Annotated in this window: 13 protein-coding genes and 1 tRNA gene; 5 read left to right on the top strand and 9 right to left on the bottom strand. The window is 48.6% G+C overall.

Going from position 1 to position 16964, the window contains the following annotated elements; genetic code table 11:
• Positions 1–234: 234 nt before the first annotated feature.
• Entirely contained in the window at positions 235–2157 is a 1923-nt protein-coding gene (locus SPIBUDDY_RS04355; RefSeq protein ID WP_013606546.1) for an AMP-dependent synthetase/ligase, read from the bottom strand.
• Between the two features lie 115 nt (positions 2158–2272).
• Positions 2273–3010: a GntR family transcriptional regulator gene (locus SPIBUDDY_RS04350; RefSeq protein WP_013606545.1), complete on the bottom strand. Its 738-nt coding sequence runs from the start codon at positions 3008–3010 to the stop codon at positions 2273–2275.
• Between the two features lie 372 nt (positions 3011–3382).
• On the opposite strand from SPIBUDDY_RS04350, the gene SPIBUDDY_RS04345 reads away from it, so the two are divergent.
• Entirely contained in the window at positions 3383–3727 is a 345-nt protein-coding gene (locus SPIBUDDY_RS04345; RefSeq protein WP_013606544.1) for an encapsulin-associated ferritin-like protein, read from the top strand.
• 19 nt (positions 3728–3746) lie between these two features.
• Positions 3747–4532 (top strand): family 1 encapsulin nanocompartment shell protein, encoded by a 786-nt coding sequence (locus SPIBUDDY_RS04340; protein WP_013606543.1) that lies wholly within the window; start codon positions 3747–3749, stop codon positions 4530–4532.
• Between the two features lie 102 nt (positions 4533–4634).
• On the opposite strand, the gene SPIBUDDY_RS04335 is transcribed toward SPIBUDDY_RS04340, so the two are convergent.
• The 7 genes from SPIBUDDY_RS04335 to SPIBUDDY_RS04305 all read right to left on the bottom strand — a co-directional run bounded on the left by SPIBUDDY_RS04335 (position 4635) and on the right by SPIBUDDY_RS04305 (position 11497).
• Positions 4635–4706: transfer RNA gene (locus SPIBUDDY_RS04335), tRNA-Gly, on the bottom strand.
• Positions 4707–4764: 58 nt separating this feature from the next.
• Complete coding sequence (locus SPIBUDDY_RS04330) at positions 4765–5190, bottom strand: hypothetical protein (RefSeq protein ID WP_013606542.1); 426 nt, start codon at positions 5188–5190, stop codon at positions 4765–4767.
• A 63-nt stretch (positions 5191–5253) separates the two neighbouring features.
• A complete protein-coding gene (locus SPIBUDDY_RS04325; protein ID WP_013606541.1) occupies positions 5254–7254 on the bottom strand; it encodes an alginate lyase family protein in 2001 nt (666 codons plus the stop codon).
• A gap of 9 nt (positions 7255–7263) precedes the next feature.
• Positions 7264–8412, bottom strand: coding sequence for a glycoside hydrolase family 88 protein (locus SPIBUDDY_RS04320; RefSeq protein WP_013606540.1), 1149 nt, complete (start codon positions 8410–8412; stop codon positions 7264–7266).
• Between the two features lie 2 nt (positions 8413–8414).
• Positions 8415–9251, bottom strand: coding sequence for a carbohydrate ABC transporter permease (locus tag SPIBUDDY_RS04315; RefSeq protein ID WP_013606539.1), 837 nt, complete (start codon positions 9249–9251; stop codon positions 8415–8417).
• An 11-nt stretch (positions 9252–9262) separates the two neighbouring features.
• Entirely contained in the window at positions 9263–10141 is an 879-nt protein-coding gene (locus tag SPIBUDDY_RS04310; protein WP_013606538.1) for a carbohydrate ABC transporter permease, read from the bottom strand.
• Between the two features lie 69 nt (positions 10142–10210).
• On the bottom strand, positions 10211–11497 hold the full coding sequence (locus tag SPIBUDDY_RS04305; RefSeq protein WP_013606537.1) for an ABC transporter substrate-binding protein: 1287 nt from the start codon (positions 11495–11497) through the stop codon (positions 10211–10213).
• A gap of 245 nt (positions 11498–11742) precedes the next feature.
• Here SPIBUDDY_RS04305 and SPIBUDDY_RS04300 point away from each other — a divergent pair, with 245 nt between their 5' ends.
• The 3 genes from SPIBUDDY_RS04300 to SPIBUDDY_RS04290 are packed head-to-tail and all read left to right on the top strand — an operon-like array spanning position 11743 to position 16900.
• A complete protein-coding gene (locus SPIBUDDY_RS04300; RefSeq protein ID WP_013606536.1) occupies positions 11743–13518 on the top strand; it encodes a sensor histidine kinase in 1776 nt (591 codons plus the stop codon).
• Positions 13503–15101: an AraC family transcriptional regulator gene (locus tag SPIBUDDY_RS04295; RefSeq protein ID WP_013606535.1), complete on the top strand. Its 1599-nt coding sequence runs from the start codon at positions 13503–13505 to the stop codon at positions 15099–15101. Before SPIBUDDY_RS04300 ends, SPIBUDDY_RS04295 begins: the two co-directional genes overlap by 16 nt.
• Positions 15102–15103: 2 nt before the next feature.
• Positions 15104–16900 carry a heparinase II/III domain-containing protein gene (locus SPIBUDDY_RS04290; RefSeq protein ID WP_013606534.1) on the top strand — a complete coding sequence of 599 codons (1797 nt, stop codon included), beginning with the start codon at positions 15104–15106 and terminating at the stop codon, positions 16898–16900.
• Positions 16901–16964: the final 64 nt, after the last annotated feature.

The raw sequence follows: 16964 nt of genomic DNA, 5'->3' as shown, positions 1-16964 counted from the left end.
GGGGAACCCATTCGTTATCTTCCCACTCCCTCACCCATACAAGTAAAGGATATCTCTCGATAGCAATCAGGCGATATGCTTAGGTATGTCATATCGTCGTACTTAGAAAACTAACTCACAGCTAAAGCGTTACACATTTTTTTAGTAATGTCTACTATTGACCACCAAGAGAACAAGCGGAGACTCTCGTCCCCGCTTGTATACCGGTTTTACTTCCTTTGCGAGGATTCTTTCTTACTTGAAGAACAGGTGCTTAATTACTTCAATATTGGCTTTCTTATTCGCCGCTTCACTTTCGTACAGTTCTGCAATCCTGTCTTTGTAGAATTCGGTAGTCTTGTAGCGAACCAGCTTCATCGTCGAATTGACCAAACCATCAGCTTCACTGAACGGTTTTTCGATGATGGCAAACCGGGAAGGAAGCCATATGTTGGGAATGGACGTAGCCTGGGATTCATAGGACTTCAGTTCTGTCACAAGCATATCCAAAGTCTCTTCAGCAGTCTTGCAGCCTTTTTCCTCAATGAGATGGGTAACTACATCCTCCTGCAACGTAACCAAGGCAGTAGTAATCATCTTATGATCATTGTACACCATCAGCTGGTTCAGGACCGAAAGGCTGTTGACCATTACTTCCTCAACTTCCTCAGGACTGTACTTCTCGCCATCCTTGTTGATCAAAAGCGCCTTCGCACGGCCGGTTACGACCAAGAACCCATCCTCATCATAGTACCCGAGGTCGCCGGTCCAAAGCCAACCATCCCGCAGAACCTCGGCACTGGCAGAGGGGTTCTTGAAATAGCCTTTCATGACATTCTCGCCCTTTATGACCAATTCGCCTCTCTGCCCTACCTTTGCCTCGGTAGTCTCATCGACCATGATTTTACAGATTTCACTCTTGGCAACCATGCCGCTGGTACCGAACTTATAGCGATGGGGAGTATTGCTGCTGATGATAGGAGCGGCTTCAGTAAGCCCGTAGCCTTGGAACACAGGGATGCCGATAGCAGCAAAGAAACGCTGTTGCTTGGCCTCAAGCAACGCACCACCACCTACACAATAGAGCATTCTGTCACCAAAAATCTTGCGCAACTTGGGGAATACCAGCAAGTTGGCCAAGGTATACGGCAGCCATGTCTTGATGCGGATCCACGTCCCACCCTTATGAAAGCCATCACCATTGCGAAGCATGCCTGCTTCGAGCCCTCTGTTGAAAATCCCTTCGACAAAGGCACCCTTTTGATGGATACCCTGAATCATTTTCTTCATGAAGTTTCCGGTAATGGAGGGAACCGTCATCAAGAACACGGGGTTCAATTCCACGAGGTTCTTGGGGAAGTTGCGGATAATTGCAGCATTGGCACCGCGGGAATCGACAAAATGGAGGGTAATGCCCCGAAGCAAAGCCGTATAAATACCCACGGTATGCGCAAAACTATGATCAACTGGGAGCACAACCAATGTCTCAAACTGAGCATCGGGGAGCTGGAACAGATCAATGGCATCATGCACATTGGTGTAGTAGTTGACATGGGTGAGCATGATTCCCTTCGGATTGCCTGTTGTACCACTGGTATAACAGATGTTGATAGTATCCTGCTCGCTGATTTGTGCCTCTACATCCTTTACAAGATTCGGCTGCTTTACCAACAGGGCCTCACCATCCATCTGCATGGTGGAGTAGGGAACGTAATCCACATCCTGCTTCCAGTTTGCTTGGCTGATCTGGCTTTCCAGGCGGTCATCCTGCTCATCGAGGTAGACGAACATCACATGATGGTCGAAGAACGGCAGAGCCTTAGCAGCATTGCCCAACGTATTGGCAGAAACCGCCAGGATGACTGCCTCGCTATGGTTGATGCGAAAAGCAATCTCCTCAGGTGTCAGCTTTATGGACAAAGGGACGCTGATCATTCTTGCCTTAATGACGCCATGTTCAAATGTAACCCAGGAATTCTTGCCTTCACTGAGAATACCGACCGCTTGCTCGGCTTTGAATCCATGATTGAGCAAGTATGCAGCAACATAATCCGACTGAATGTCCGTTTGCTTGAATGAGCTGGGCTGCCAGCCTGAATCAGCTCTTGAATTGGTGTATGCCCGGTCCCCGTATTTCTGAGCTGCATCGTGCAGCATCTGAACAATAGTTCTTTGCATGCTAAGCCTCTTTATGATGTACAAGTGTCTTATACTTACACGTATACTCCAGTTGTCAAAAAAACACAAGGAAATCAAAGAGGCTTATCGTGAATTAACAGGTATTCGTCAATTGTTACACTCTTGCAATATTGAAATTTCCCCCACTCTCTACTGCAAACTCGTACATCAGTCCATTGAAAACCTTTGTACTGCGACCGACAACAGTCCCATCGTCGAGTACGCACATACCCCTACACCAGAGGCTTGCAGATTTACAATCGATACCAAGCTGATTGCAGATTTCCTCATTGGGATTTATCGCAGCCACCTTGCCGTTTACAAAGTGACACCGTTGGCCGGATCGCTTACTCACCACCTCAAAGAAGGATTCATTACCCATCTCATCCAGCGCGGCTATCTGAGCCCCGAATCGGGGAGCAACATAAAAGTCACTGAGTACCGACGGCTTGCCATCGACAATATGCAGGCTCTTGAAGTGCCATACCATGCTGTCTTCAGGACGGTCGGAAAGATTGAATTGCACTTTGTCGGTTTGTGATGCTACCACTTGTTCTTTAAGCAGAAGCTTGTAGATGCCCTTTGGGGCAACCTCTGTTTCGGATTCAATAATCTGGGGATAGCCCAATCCAACCACTGATCGCTTGAACAATACAAATGAACCACGACCCCTTGTACGGGAGATATACCCTTGAGTCACCAAACCATCGAGAGCCCTTCGAATGGTAACCCTCGAGACTCCATATTGGTCACACAACTCCATTTCTGTTGGAATTCTATAGCCCTCGGGCCATTCGCCAAAAATGATCTTCATCTGAAGCTGGGTAAAAACTGATTTGAATTTCAATGCCATAAAAAGCCTCCGTTTAGTGCAAGTTTAGGAGTAGGTTTGTATGAAAAGTATAATACAAATTTTGTATTTAATCAGTAAGGATTTTGTCTTAATTAGGATACGTTTTACACACCTTTAAGAATATATTTATTACTTTTAGTACACTATTTGAAATACTAATATTTCATTACACTGCCAAAGATGGTACTTTCCCATGAGTTTCAATACACATGGCTCGTCATTTTTTCCTGTGCTATCCACCTGGACTTACATACAAGGAAGATGGAGACGACGAATCTATTTCCCTTTGGAAAACTGCTATCCAGCATCTTTCTTTCTCACAAAAATATGAGTATTATAGATATTGATACATTGTCTTAACAGGAGGATAGCATGGCTTACACTGAACCGTTTGATGCAATAGACGAAAAAACGAGAGATATCTCTCGTGCAATCACCAGTCTCAGGGAAGAACTTGAAGCGGTTGACTGGTACAACCAGAGAGTTAACACATCCAAGGATTTTGAACTCAAAGGAATCATGGCCCATAACCGCGACGAAGAGATTGAACACGCCGTGATGACCTTGGAATGGCTCAGAAGGAATATGGATGGATGGGATCATGAACTGAAAACCTATCTGTTTACCGAAGGTTCGGTACTGGATGTCGAAGAAGGCGGTGCAGAAGACGCTTTAAGCCAATCTTCCACATTATCGATCGGCGACCTGAAGCAATAACATTGGAGGATAATTGACTATGGATATGTTTAAACGAGAACTTGCCCCGCTCTCTGCACAAGCATGGAGTGAAATAGAAAAACGAGCAAAGGAAGTATTGCTCTCCCGTCTTACCGCCCGCAAGGTCGTTGATGTCGATGGCCCGAAAGGCATTGACTTCACAGTTATCAGTGAAGGCAGGCTTACCTTGGTCGATGACGGCGAAGTAAAGGCCGGTACCTATACCGCCAAGCCGCTCACCGAAGCAAGAATCCGTTTCTCTCTTAATAAGTGGGAACTGGACAACCTTGCCCGTGGTGCAAAGGACATCGATTACGATAACCTCGATGCCGCGTTGGAAAAGCTCGCTCTCTTTGAAGAAAACGCCGTGTATAACGGCTATGCAAAGGGTGGCATCAAGGGTTTGAAAGAGTCGTCCGAGCATAAAGTGCTCACATTGGGAAGTGAGCCCAACGATGTTCTGACCTCGATCGCCGAAGGCGTTCTGCTGCTCAAGAAGGGATTCATCCACGGACCCTACACCCTGGTAGTAAGCAAACAGGTCTGGCTGATGCTCAGTCGGGATTCATACGGAAAAAGCCTTTTGGACAGGGTGGAGAAAATGCTTGGCTCCAAGGTTGTCCTGGCTCCCAGCATTGAAGGTGCCCTCTTGGTTCCCTATAACAATGAGAATCTCGAGCTGACCATCGGACAGGATTTCGCCATTGGCTATGAAACCCATGACACCAAGGAAGTCACCCTCTTTGCAACCGAGTCCTTCACCTTCAGGGTGTTGGAGCCGAAAGCCATCGTAGTATTCAAATAAGCTGGTTCCACGAGTATGTGCTCTCGAAGGCCGGGTCTTGCATCCGGCCTTCGTCTTTCTATATACAACAAACCCCCTCAGTCCGAAGACCAAGGGGGTAAGAGCGCCAGAGGGGAATCGAACCCCCGTCTCATGCTTGGGAAGCACGAGCACTAACCATTGTGCTACTAGCGCAACTGTCTAGGCATCATAGCAAAATCGCAAGGGGTTGTAAATAACTCCTTTTCACTTCTTACCGAATATGCAGGAGGATGGTTTCAGATCTATTCACATCAGTGCCGTTCGTAGTGCCTACCAAGGTGTAGTCCCTTCCTCTAATAAGGGGGCCGGTGGCATACTCCTGGACCACGTGCCAATACGCATCAAGTTTGGCTACCGACTTGGTTCCATCCGTTGCAAGAGCCACGCCATCCAAAGTCAAGGAAAAATCTGTCAACACAATTTGACTTTGCGCCTCAGACTGGGTATACCCTGTACCTTCCCTTCCCTTGCTCATGAAAATTGTGTATCCGCTGGAAGTAGAACGCAATTCGAATTCATAGGGTGGGTCCTCAGTTCCATCAAACATACTATAAAAATAATAGGTGTCCTGCAAAAAGAGAGAACAGCCGGACAGAACCAGCAATACCAGGATAATCGCTGTTGTAATTCGCCTCATTGCTACCTTCGAATCATGCGGTATCCAAAGGTATTGTTGCATGGGAGAACAGAGTTGTGAACCCTAGCAGAACAATCTCGTCCCGATCTCCTTCTCCCCTGCTGCAGTATCAAAGACTACAACCGAACCGAATCCGGTGCAACCATCGGCGTTGAAGGTATCGGTGGGGGTCGCCCACTCCTGATGGGCAACAACGACGGTGAAGGACTGCTTGCCACGCTCGACCTTGACAGCCTCAATCCAATCATCACCGAAGCGGATTTTCTTGAAATTGCTCATCACCCGAACCTTTGAGAGTTTAGCCGGAACAAACCGGTCCGCTTTGTCAACGGAAATCAGGGTGAACAAGGAGCCGAATCCAACCGTCTCTATTTCACTTACCAACGTCTTATTATCAGAAAGTTGGTTGTAATGCCATGACATCCTGGTAGCCTTGACAAACTGGGTGACCCCACCTCCCGAGCAGACTAGCACCTGCACCTTGGAATTCGGGCTTTCAAAGAACGTACCATCATCTGTTAATTTCACCTTGCCACTGGCATTGAAATGCAAATAACTCTGATAGGTATGCTCTGTCACACTCAAGAAGGCATCACTAAGGAGAATCAAGCCCTCACCAAGGGTGATAATGGTTCGTTTGGGCAGTACCCCAACATCCAAGTATCCCTGATGACTACCCTGTAGAGCACAATAGGGCCCCTTCTGCACCGCCCTAAAACCAAGGGGAGCAGAGAGCTTGGAACACTCCCAGCTATCCTTACAGACGGTAAAATTCTTTCTATCTACGGTGGTAGTATTGTGGGCGGTACTGTCCTTGAACTCATATCGCTCAGCCTTCGGGACATAGGTGAACCTACCTGCGTCGACGAAAATATCCTCTCCATTGGCATACAGGTCGAAATGAAGCTTGTCACTATGTCCGTGTCCTGCTCCCAAGGTGCCGCAGTGGAACCTCAAGTACGTATCGTTATCCCTGACGATTGCATTCCCGCTTTCTGTGAGGACTGTCAATGTTTGCTGCATTCTGGTGCTGGGAAGCCGGTCGTACGCTTCTATCGCCTTGGCACCCAAATCCCAGACGCAATCGAAATCCAGATGAGGATAGCCTGCTGCCTTGAGACGCCCGTCACCAAACAGATAGGCACCTTTACTTACGATATCCCGCTGATCGATTCGATCGCTGTCCCCCATGCAGGGTTCAGTCCCATCGGGTTTCTGCCAAGCCATGCTGGCAAGGCACATCAGGTGAGTCTTCTCCACAATAGCGTCATCGATGGGAAGCGAGAGCCGCTTGGCCATCAGCACCACATCCAGAAAATCATGTGCGACCTCATTGTGGTACATCGGGGATTGCTCCCACTGCACCCCGTCGTCATAGACCTGTATTTGGATCTCCAAGGCAAGGCGCCTGAGCGCTTCCTTGGTATAGGAATCACTTGTTTGACTCTTCGGCATGGCAAGGGAAGCAAGAAAAAGTCCATGGTTCTCCAGTACTCCCCAGTTGCTCATCAGATGGTAACTGTCCCACACCGAATAGAGAAATTGGGCATGTTCAGTAATTGAACAAAGAAATACATCAACAACTTCTTCCGTAATTGAAGGACTATCCAAAAAGTACTGCATGGCTTTGGTCCAGTATTCCATGCGTAAGCCTGCCTCGATGGACCTCCAGGCCTTTGCACACAAGGGATCGGTGCGCTTCACCCGTTTGACCCAGTCGCACATTTGGTGCGCAAAGGTTCTGGCATACTTTTCATCCTTGGTGCAGGCATACGCCTGTCCCAGACAAATCCAGAATCGCATCCGGTTGAATGCAAACACCCACTCGCTGTCGTCACCGGGCTGATGAAGCCAATCGATTTCATCGGTAAATACCACAGGTTCAAAGGTCCGTTCCATATCCCATCGCAGATTGAAAAGAAATGATTGGTTGACTACATCATCGGCGACGGTGAGAATTTTCTTCAGCTCAGCTTGCTCACACGTTTTCACATAGTGGGCAACTGCATCCCGGTCATCCAGAAAGCAGATTCTTGTCTGCTTTGCATATTCGCTTCTTGTCATCCAATCCCCCTACCAGTAGGAAACCCAATCACCGCCTAGGCGGGTCAGAGCTTCCATGTAGAAATAATCACCCCACGAGACGCATTCATCAACCCCTTCGGGAGTACAGGTATTATAGGGTGATTTCTTAGAATACGTACCATGTAATACCAAGCCATTGGAAAGACCGGGATCGGTGACGCGATAGGAATCATACAGGCTTTGCATCAAGGCCTTGGCCCAGGCGATGTAAAACTGCGCTTCTTTCTCATCGTCAAGCAACGATGCCATCTCCAAAAACCCGCAGGCGACAATGGAGGCTGAGGATGAGTCGCGGGGCTCATCCCCTTCGGTGAAGATAAGGTCCCAGTAGGGGATCAAATCTGAAGGAAGCTTGGAAAGATAGTAGGCGGCAGCCTTTCTAAACTGAGCGACGCACACCGAATCGGCAGTATAGCGATAACTCATTGCAAGGCCGTATATTCCCCATGCCTGACCGCGGGCCCAGGATGAGTCGGCCCGATAGCCTTGGCACGTCTCACCTCGTACCGGCTCACCCGTCACGGGATCCATGAAGAAGGTATGAAATGTCGAACCGTCGGGGCGGAAAGAGTTAGCGAGACAGGTTTGGGTATGCCTGAGGGCGATCGATCGGTACGTTCCATCCCCAGTCTGCTCACTAGCCCAGTAAAGCAACGGCAGGTTCATCAGACAGTCGATGATGAAGCGGTAGTTTTCCCGTGCCCCCATCGGTCCCCAAGCCTGCAGGAAGGAGCCCTTTTCCTGAAATCGGGTAAGCAATTGGTCGGCAGCAAGCAGGGCTGCCTTGCGTGCCCTGAGACTTGTATCAAGCTTGTACAAGGAAACACAAGAGGGCGTATAGAGAAAGCCCATATCGTGATGGTCCACCTCAATTTTTCGCTCGATTCTTGAGAGAAAACTTTCACTCAGAATATGCGCTGCATGCAAAAACACCGGGTCCTGTGTATGCTCATAGGCAAGACAGACTTCCCCCGGCCAGAATCCGCAGGTCCACTGGTTGTTTTCAACTGCAGGATACCAATTGTTGACCGATGAGTGATTCTGGCATTGATAGGTGAACGAAGGCAGGTTCCTTCTGACTTGGCATGCAGCTTCATCGAGAGCCTTCTTTACTGTCTGTTCTGTGATTTCTCTCATTGCTACCCCTTCAACCCTGCCGTTGCAACACCCTGGACGAAGAACTTCTGCAAGGTAAGAAACACAATGACTACAGGAATGAGAGCGACAACACTAGCCGCCATAATGAGGCCATACTCGCTTGAGTACTGGCTGATGAACATTCTCAACCCGATTTGGATGGTCTTCAACTCCATCCTCGTCAAATACAACAAGGGACCGAGAAAGTCATTCCATGTATTGACGAAGGTAAAAATCGTCAAGGTGGAGAGAGCCGGCTTGGAGAGAGGAAGCATGATCTGAGCCCAGATCCGATACTCGCTCATACCATCGATTCTTGCAGCCTCACACAGCTCATCAGGCACACTCATGTAAAACTGCTTCATCAAGAAAACACCGAAAGCGCTGAAGGCCTGCAGGCAGATGATTGCCAAATGGGTATTGTTCAAGCCAAACGAGCGTATCATCATGAACTGGGGGACCATATAGACCTGCCAAGGCATGGCGATGGTAGCTATATATCCCAAGAAGAGAAAATCACGACCCTTGAACTGCAACTTAGCAAAAGCATAGGCTGCAAAGGAAGAAGTCAACAACTGCAAGAAGGTGACAATAAGGGTGAGCTTCACCGTGTTCTTGAGAAATTGCCCCAAAGGGATGGTAGTCCAAATTTCTGCATAGTTAATCCAGCGTGGATTGGAAGGAATCCATTCTATGGGGAAGGTAAAAACATCCTTGTCAAGCTTGAGCGAGGAGCTGAGCATCCAGATGAATGGTACCAGCATCGCCAATGAGCAAAGAACCAAGAGTGTGTACAAAAGAGCCATCGTTACTTTTTGTTTGTTGGAATGTACTTGCATGCCTTACCTCCCTACCGAATCCGCTTCTCAGCCCTGAATTGGATCAGGGTGACAGCAAGGACGAGGGCGAAGAGCACCATGGCTACTGCACTTGCGGAGCCAAGATTCCAACTGACGAACGCTTTATTATAGATGTCGTAGACCAGAACCAGCGTAGCCGTTCCCGGACCCGCCTGGGTTACCATGTAGACGATATCATAGACTTTGAAGCACTGGATGGTGAGCATCACCAGAATAAAGAAGGTCGTTGCACTGAGCTGAGGGACAGTCACATAGCGAAATCGTTGCCAGGTGTTTGTTCCATCAAGGTTTGCAGCCTCGTAGAGTTCCGGATTAATTCCCTGCAGTCCAGCAAGGTAAATAATCATGTAATATCCCATATATTTCCAGACACTGAAAAGGATGATGGTAATCATCGCCCAATCCTTGTCTGCAGCCCATCCGGGGACATTTTCAAAACCAAGAGAATACAAAAGCATGTTGACCGGTCCTTTGGAGGGATTGAAAATCATATTCCAAACAGCGGCAACCGCAACCAGCGATGCAATATAGGGGAAAAAACTTACCGTTCGAAAAAAATTGCGGGCTTTGATTCCCTGATTGAGAATAACCGCAAGAAATAAGCTGGCCAGCAAGGTAAAGGGAACCGTACCAGCGGTGTAGACAATAGTATTTTTCAGTGCTGCCTTGAACTGGTCGTCATCGAACAGTTCGGTAAAGTTGGATAAGCCTGCCCATTCAATGGGGTTTGCACCATCCCAGCGAAGAAAAGCCAAGACAACGGCAAACACAATGGGAACCAGTGTAAAAATGGCAAAACCGATGAAGTTGGGAGCTAAAAAACTATACGCCACCAACTGTTTTTTGAAGTTAGCTTTCTTTGAGGCCATGAAACCATCCTCTCGTAACCATGAGGGTACAGGGAGCACAAGCCCCCTGTACCTGATACTGCATAAAACTTATTTGGCCAGAATCTTCTGAACCTGCTCGTTCAACTTTGCAAGACCTGCATCAACACTGATGTTGTTGGTCATGATCTCATCATGGACCTGATTGAGAACAACCTCGATTTCGCCGGCTCTCTCGTGCAAGGGCATCTCGAGATAGGTCTTTGCAACCTGCAAGGCGTCCTTGCTATTCTGGTCAGCGGGGAAGCCAGGCTTGGAAGCGATGATCTTTACGACTTCAGCATCCTTGATGGAGGGAATCGTTCCGGTCTTGGCGATGATCTGAGCACCTTCGGGACCAGTGACGAACTTCACAAAATCAAATGCTGCATCCTTTTTCTTGGAAGCATTGCTGACGCCAAGGCTGGTAATGGTTCCCAGTGTGGTTCCGGCAGGAACACCTTCAGCATGAGGATACTTGACCAGACCCCAGTTCTTAACCTCGGTCTTGCCCTGGTCGATCTGATTGATGAGGGTGGCGATGAACCAGGAGCCCATGTTCATCATGGCGACGCTATTGTTGTAGAAGACACCGCTATAGTGGGTGGAAGAGGTCCTGAGGGTGGCATAATTCTGTACAATGCCGTCCTTCTGCTGGCTGAGGATCATCTCATAGTAGGGCTTGAGGAAGTTATAGGTGCCATCGACGATGGTGTTCTTGCCATCGAGGATACCGAAGAGCTGGACTGCAGATCTCCAGGTATGATAATGGGCGCCATATACCTTGCCGGCTCCGGTTCCGCTGGTCATTTTGCGAGCAAGGGCATCGTACTCAGCAAACGTCATATCATTGTCCGGATATGCTACGCCGGCCTTGTCAAAGACATCCTTGTTGTAGAAAACAACCCAGAAGTCACTGCGGAACGGAATGCCGTAGAGCTTGCTGTCGACAGAAATCTGGTCGGTGGTGCCGCCATAGAGGGAGAGGTCGACGTTCTCACTCTTGATTTTGTCGTTCAGGTTCATCAAGAGATTGCCCTTGACCAAATTGTTGTATCCAGGGATGTCCTTGATGGTGACTACGTCGATCGAAGAGTCTCCACCGGAAAGCTGAGTCCTCAACATGGTCATAAAGTCGGCAGAGCCGAGGTCAAGCATCTCAATCTTGACGTTCGGGTTCTTTGCTTCGTAGGCCTTGATCAACGGTTCATAATAGGTAGTGGATGCGATATCCCACAATGCCCACTTAAGAGTGGTCGTGCCTACTGCTGTGGTTGCTGCTTCTTCCTTGGTTCCCTGTGCGAACACAGAACTGAACACAAGGCAGAGTACCAGAATGATTGTAAGTGCCTTTTTCATGAATAAACCTCCTTACGGTTCATACAAGCTGAGGATATTCCTCGCTTCTATCATCAAGGGTACGGCCCATTTTTGCACAACGCTATGCAATTCGCTTCACAAAATATCGACAATTTTCCGCAAGAGGGGAAAATACTGCACTTTTATCCTCAAACCTGTAGAATTTTCCGAAGATAATCCTGTCCATCTGCTTTCTGGTTGCGGAAACCAAGACTCTGGTCTCATACTCTAGCAAGGAGGAGCCTATGCGACTGAAAACCCTGAAGGGGAAAATTACACTGATCACTGTAACATTCACCCTGACCCTTGCCATACTGGTGGCAACCTTCAGTTTTTTCCTCTTTCGGTCGTTTGCTCTGCAAAGTCAGATTTCCTCCACCGAATTCAACCTGCAGTTCATCGGGGCGAAGGCCCGGGAGAGCATGATCGCCATCGACTCACTGGTACGCTGGAGTACTACCAACACCCAAGTCCTTGCCTATCTGGAAACCGAGGGAACCCAGAATGCCCTGGTCACCTATGAACGGGTCAAGGAGGAGGTGATGAACAACCTTGCCCAAAGCTATGTGAGCAGGATCATCATCACTGACATACACCATACCAAGCTCATCCATACCGGACTTTCCATGAGTGACAGCAAACCGGTAACGGTTTCAAACGTGCAACAGGTCCTTCCCCTTTCCTATACAGAGAATGCCGGTTGGAGCCCCATCGGTGAAGACCCCTTCCTGCTCAAGGATGAGCAAGTACTGCCGATCAGACGGGTGATCAACCGCTCATCCTCAACACAAGTGACCGGTCAGCTCTATCTGGCCGTTTCAGCATCCCTTATTCTTGATTTGATCAAGGATTATACCCTCAGTGAGGATTCATCACTCTACCTGACCATCGGGGAATATTTCTATGAAATCAGGGACAACAAATTTCATCGCATCACGACTCCACAGCTTGACCAGCAGAATTTCGATACTGCAGGGGAACAAACCACGGTCAATGCGGTACGGATGGAGGGCGGAAAACACTTGTTGGTAACATGTCCCACGGGGTTCCAGGATATTTCGCTCTCCCAAAGCCTGCCTTCAGGCAAGGTCCGCTTCGAACGCACGCTGTACTTTGGCCTGCTTGCCATTATTATGGTTGTAGTTTTGATGTTCGGTTTGTTGCTGACACTATTGCTCAACCGTCTATTCAACCGCCCCATCGCAAAAATCCAGGAAAGAGTCAAAGCTATTGCCCATAGCGACTTCTCCAGCGACCCATCCATCGAGTGGGACGACGAATTGGGAGATATCGGCAAAGGAATCAATGATCTGGCATTACGAATCGACTCACTGCTGGAGCGCCGCATCGCCGATGAGAAGAAGAAACAAGAGTTGGAATATCGGATGCTCCAAAGCCAGATCAATCCCCATTTCCTGTACAACACCCTGAACTCCATCAAGTGGATGGCAACGTTGCAGAAGGCTCCCGGCATTGCAGAAATGACAACAAGCCTTTCGAGACTTATGAAAAACGTAAGTAAGGCGGACGAGCCGATCATCAGCTTGGAAGCGGAACTTGCACTGCTTGACGACTACTTCGTCATCCAGAAGTATCGGTACGGGGGAACCTTGGTTCTGCAGAATCTTATCGAGGGAAGGTTCCTTAGTGTTGGTATACCTCGTTTCACCCTGCAACCCTTGGTGGAGAATGCCATTTTCCATGGCATCGAACCCAAGGGAGGAGCGGGCACGGTTACCCTTACTGCATATGAGGAGAATGAGCATTCCGTTACATTGGTCATCAAGGACGACGGGGTGGGTATGAATGAGAAGACCATCGCAGAAGTTTTTAGTACTTCAAGCTCTCCTGCCAAAGGCATGTTCCGTGAAATCGGCATCCGAAATGTCGCAAAACGTATTGAGTACACCTATGGAAGTGACTTTGGACTATCCATCGAAAGTGAGGTGGGTTTGTACACTAAGGCAGTAATTCGTTTGCCGAAACGCACCAAGGAGGGCCGGCCATGGCCACAAAACTGATCATTGCCGACGATGAGCCGTTGGTATTGGTAGGTCTGCAATCCATGCTCTCATGGAATGAACTGGGCATAGAGATTGTAGCCGTAGCCCGTAACGGCAAACAATTGGAAGATGCCATCGCCAAAGAGAGGCCGGACCTTGTCATCACCGATATAAAAATGCCGATCAAAAGCGGTCTGGAAGTCCTGAAAGCGAGCTCTAAGACGTATGGAAGAATCCCATTGTTCATATTGTTGACAAGCTATGAGGAATTCAGCTTTGTGAAAGAAGCCTTGACCTACCAGGCGGTAGACTATTTGGTTAAGCTTGAGCTGACTGAACAGAGTCTTCGTTCGAGTGTAACAAAGGCGCTGCAGTTGCTTGAGACCTTGCAAGCAGAAAGCGGCCATACATTTCCCCTGCTCGAACGCAGTGCCATGCAATCCTTCCGAGACAAGTTCTTCGTTCGCCTCTTCAATGGCCTGATCGACTCCCGCCAAAGCTTTGAGAAACAGAAGCAGGAGTTGCAAATCTCCTTCGACGAAAGCTGGTATGCAGTCTGCTATGTCGAGATCAAATCCAAGCAGGAAGAAGCGGAAGTCAATTTGTATTACAGTACGGTAGGAATGCTCAAGGAAACCCTTGGCCGGTATTTAACCACCTACATTACCAGTCTCGACCTGCATCACTTGGCCATCACCTTCTGCTTGACATCTGAGCAAGCGGAACATTACAGAACCATCATCCGCCAAGTGCTCGAGAAAACCTTGCAGGTCATCTACAACTATTTCTCAGTGCAGTTGGTCTGCTCCGTGGGGCTTACGGTGCAAGATCCCTACCATATCAATGAATCCTTCCTTTCGGCACGGCAGTTGCTGGCATCCTCAAGCGATGGACACACCATCCTGATGGCGGAACGAAAGAATACTGAAGGTTCTAGCTTCGACCTCGGTCCATTCAAGGTCCGTCTGACCCGTGCCTTTGAAGAGTTGGATGCCGACCAATTGGCGAAGGTCATCGAGGATATTGCCAAGGAAATGCAGGACCAATGTATCTCAGCCTTGCAAGCAGTTGAGACTGCGAGCAACATACTCTACATGGCCATTACGTTGCTGCCGGACGGCCAGAATCTGGTCCAAAGCGCTTTTGCGGACGAGAGCGGGGGATATCGGCAGATTTACAGCTCTGCAACCACCGCCCAATGCAGCACTTACCTGAGGCAGCTGGCTCACGGACTGGTAGAACAGCTGCAGTCACGCAAGCAGGATTATCGGGCCAAGGTGGTTGCCAACATCCAACAGTACATAAAGGAGAATGTAGCTCGAAAGCTCAACCTAGGAGAGGTCGCACTCCTGTTTGGGTTCAGTCAGAACTACCTCAGCAGCCTCTTTTCCCGGTACGGTGGTTGCAGTTTCGTGGAATATACTACCAGTGCCAAAATTGCTGCCGCCAAGGAAATGATGGCAAAGGGCGATTTGAAAATATATGAAGTCGCCGATAAACTTGGTTTTGAGAGTTCTTTTTACTTCAGTAAAGTGTTCAAGAAGGTTGAAGGTATATCACCACGCCAATACTTGCAGCACCTACAGCGCAAACGGAGTTAATCATGCTTACCAGCTTACTTAAAAACCTTCCTCCTTATCTCGATACGTATGTCATCGCCCCCGTGGCTGGCGATAGGGCTTATTGGCTATCACTCAACCAAACCCTGTCAGAGCAGGTAGTCAAGCGGGCGCAATCAGCACAAAAACAAGCCTTCCCTCCCCTTTTAGCTACCGATTACCTTGCCTTCAGCCGCAGGGGAAATAGGGTTGTCTATGAGACTGCTTACTTTAAGCGTCGGGTACTGCTTGCCTCTTTGGTTTTGGGATACTGCATCAAAAGGGATGAGGAGCTGCTTACTACAATAATCGATGGACTATGGGCTATTTGCGAGGAGACGACATGGTGCCTTCCCGCACACAACAGCTATATCCGTGATACCGAGCAACTTCCTCTAGCCGATGTGAGCCGGCCGGTGATCGATCTGTTCAGCGCCGAGACCGGCGCGTTGCTCTCACAGACCTATGCCCTCATTGCCGGTGACTTGGAACAGGTTTCTCCCTTGATCACCAAGCGTATCATCAATGAAATTGGGAAGCGAATATTCTCCCCCTACCTTTCAGAGCATTTTTGGTGGATGGGCAACGGTGAGGAGCCGATGAACAATTGGACTGTTTGGTGTACCCAGAACGTGCTGCTGTGCACGTTCCTGCTCCCGACCGACCAAGATTTCCGTCTGAAGGTTGCCACCAAGGCATGTACCAGCATCGATTGTTTTCTCAAGGACTACGGCGACGATGGATGCTGCAGCGAGGGAGCCCAGTATTATAGACATGCCGGGTTGTGCTTGTACTTGGGCCTGGAAATTCTTAACAAAGTAAGCAACAATACCTTCCAAGAAATCTTCAAAGAACCGAAAATCAGAAATATTGCCTCCTATATCCGTCATATGCATGCCCAGGGTCCCTACTACTTCAACTTCTCTGATTGCTCATCCCTTGCCGGCAGCTGCACTATCCGAGAATATCTGTTTGCAAAGGCCGTCGGGGACGAAAGGCTTGCGCAGTTTGCCCTTGCCTCAAGCAATTTACGAGAGAAGGGAGAGAGGGACCTCCCCGAACAGATCAATCTCACCTATCGCCTTTTGGAGCTTGTGCATGCATCAGAGAAGCCGGTTACCCCATCCTTCCCCCAGGAAAGTGACCATTTTTATCCGAGTGTCGGCGTTTTCATCAGTCGTGATGAAACCTATGCCCTAGCGGTAAAAGCCGGCGGCAATGACGATAGCCACAACCATAACGATACCGGCAGCTTCACGCTGTTCAAGAACAACAAGCCTGTATTGATTGATGTCGGGGTGGAAACATACACCAAGCAGACGTTCTCCAAGGACCGGTATGGAATTTGGACGATGCGCTCGATCTATCACAACCTTACCAATTTTCCTCCCTATGAACAGCTTGCAGGAAGGGAGTATAGAAGCGAGATTATCCAGCGTGTACAGACAAAGGGGTATGCTTCAATCTCTCTTCAGCTCGCTGAGGCATATGACAAGGTAGCAGGGATTCAGTCCTACCAACGTACGGTAACGCATAGAAAAGGAAAGGACATTGTCATTGAGGAGCGTGTTGAAAGTACCCATAAGCCTGTGCTTTCTTTGATGTGCCTGCAGAAGCCCGAGGTGCAAGAGACAACAATCATGCTGGGAGAAGAGTCAATCCTGATCTTCGAAACTCCTGTCCAGAGTATCGACATTGAGGAAATTCCCATCACTGATGCAAGGTTGCGAACAGTCTGGCCCGAGAAGCTGTATAGGATTCTGATACGCTATGAGACGAATTTGATGTTTCGGATACAATAAGTTTTTTGCGTTTTTCCTTAAAACCCTCTTTTGCACAGTGTTGGTAAACTGTTAGCAAAATATT

This window comes from Sphaerochaeta globosa str. Buddy, assembly GCF_000190435.1.
GTDB classification, from domain to species: Bacteria; Spirochaetota; Spirochaetia; order Sphaerochaetales; family Sphaerochaetaceae; genus Sphaerochaeta; species Sphaerochaeta globosa.
Note: the sequence above shows the minus strand (reverse complement) of the source record. Positions and strands in the feature narration are given on the sequence as shown.

Excerpts from the sequence above, each read along its gene's own strand:
- SPIBUDDY_RS04355 (WP_013606546.1), bottom strand. The coding sequence starts at position 2,157 with ATGCAAAGAACTATTGTTCAGATGCTGCACGATGCAGCTCAGAAATAC.
- SPIBUDDY_RS04350 (WP_013606545.1), bottom strand. The coding sequence starts at position 3,010 with ATGGCATTGAAATTCAAATCAGTTTTTACCCAGCTTCAGATGAAGATC.
- SPIBUDDY_RS04345 (WP_013606544.1), top strand. The coding sequence starts at position 3,383 with ATGGCTTACACTGAACCGTTTGATGCAATAGACGAAAAAACGAGAGAT.
- SPIBUDDY_RS04340 (WP_013606543.1), top strand. The coding sequence starts at position 3,747 with ATGGATATGTTTAAACGAGAACTTGCCCCGCTCTCTGCACAAGCATGG.
- SPIBUDDY_RS04330 (WP_013606542.1), bottom strand. The coding sequence starts at position 5,190 with ATGAGGCGAATTACAACAGCGATTATCCTGGTATTGCTGGTTCTGTCC.
- SPIBUDDY_RS04325 (WP_013606541.1), bottom strand. The coding sequence starts at position 7,254 with ATGACAAGAAGCGAATATGCAAAGCAGACAAGAATCTGCTTTCTGGAT.
- SPIBUDDY_RS04320 (WP_013606540.1), bottom strand. The coding sequence starts at position 8,412 with ATGAGAGAAATCACAGAACAGACAGTAAAGAAGGCTCTCGATGAAGCT.
- SPIBUDDY_RS04315 (WP_013606539.1), bottom strand. The coding sequence starts at position 9,251 with ATGCAAGTACATTCCAACAAACAAAAAGTAACGATGGCTCTTTTGTAC.
- SPIBUDDY_RS04310 (WP_013606538.1), bottom strand. The coding sequence starts at position 10,141 with ATGGCCTCAAAGAAAGCTAACTTCAAAAAACAGTTGGTGGCGTATAGT.
- SPIBUDDY_RS04305 (WP_013606537.1), bottom strand. The coding sequence starts at position 11,497 with ATGAAAAAGGCACTTACAATCATTCTGGTACTCTGCCTTGTGTTCAGT.
- SPIBUDDY_RS04300 (WP_013606536.1), top strand. The coding sequence starts at position 11,743 with ATGCGACTGAAAACCCTGAAGGGGAAAATTACACTGATCACTGTAACA.
- SPIBUDDY_RS04295 (WP_013606535.1), top strand. The coding sequence starts at position 13,503 with ATGGCCACAAAACTGATCATTGCCGACGATGAGCCGTTGGTATTGGTA.
- SPIBUDDY_RS04290 (WP_013606534.1), top strand. The coding sequence starts at position 15,104 with ATGCTTACCAGCTTACTTAAAAACCTTCCTCCTTATCTCGATACGTAT.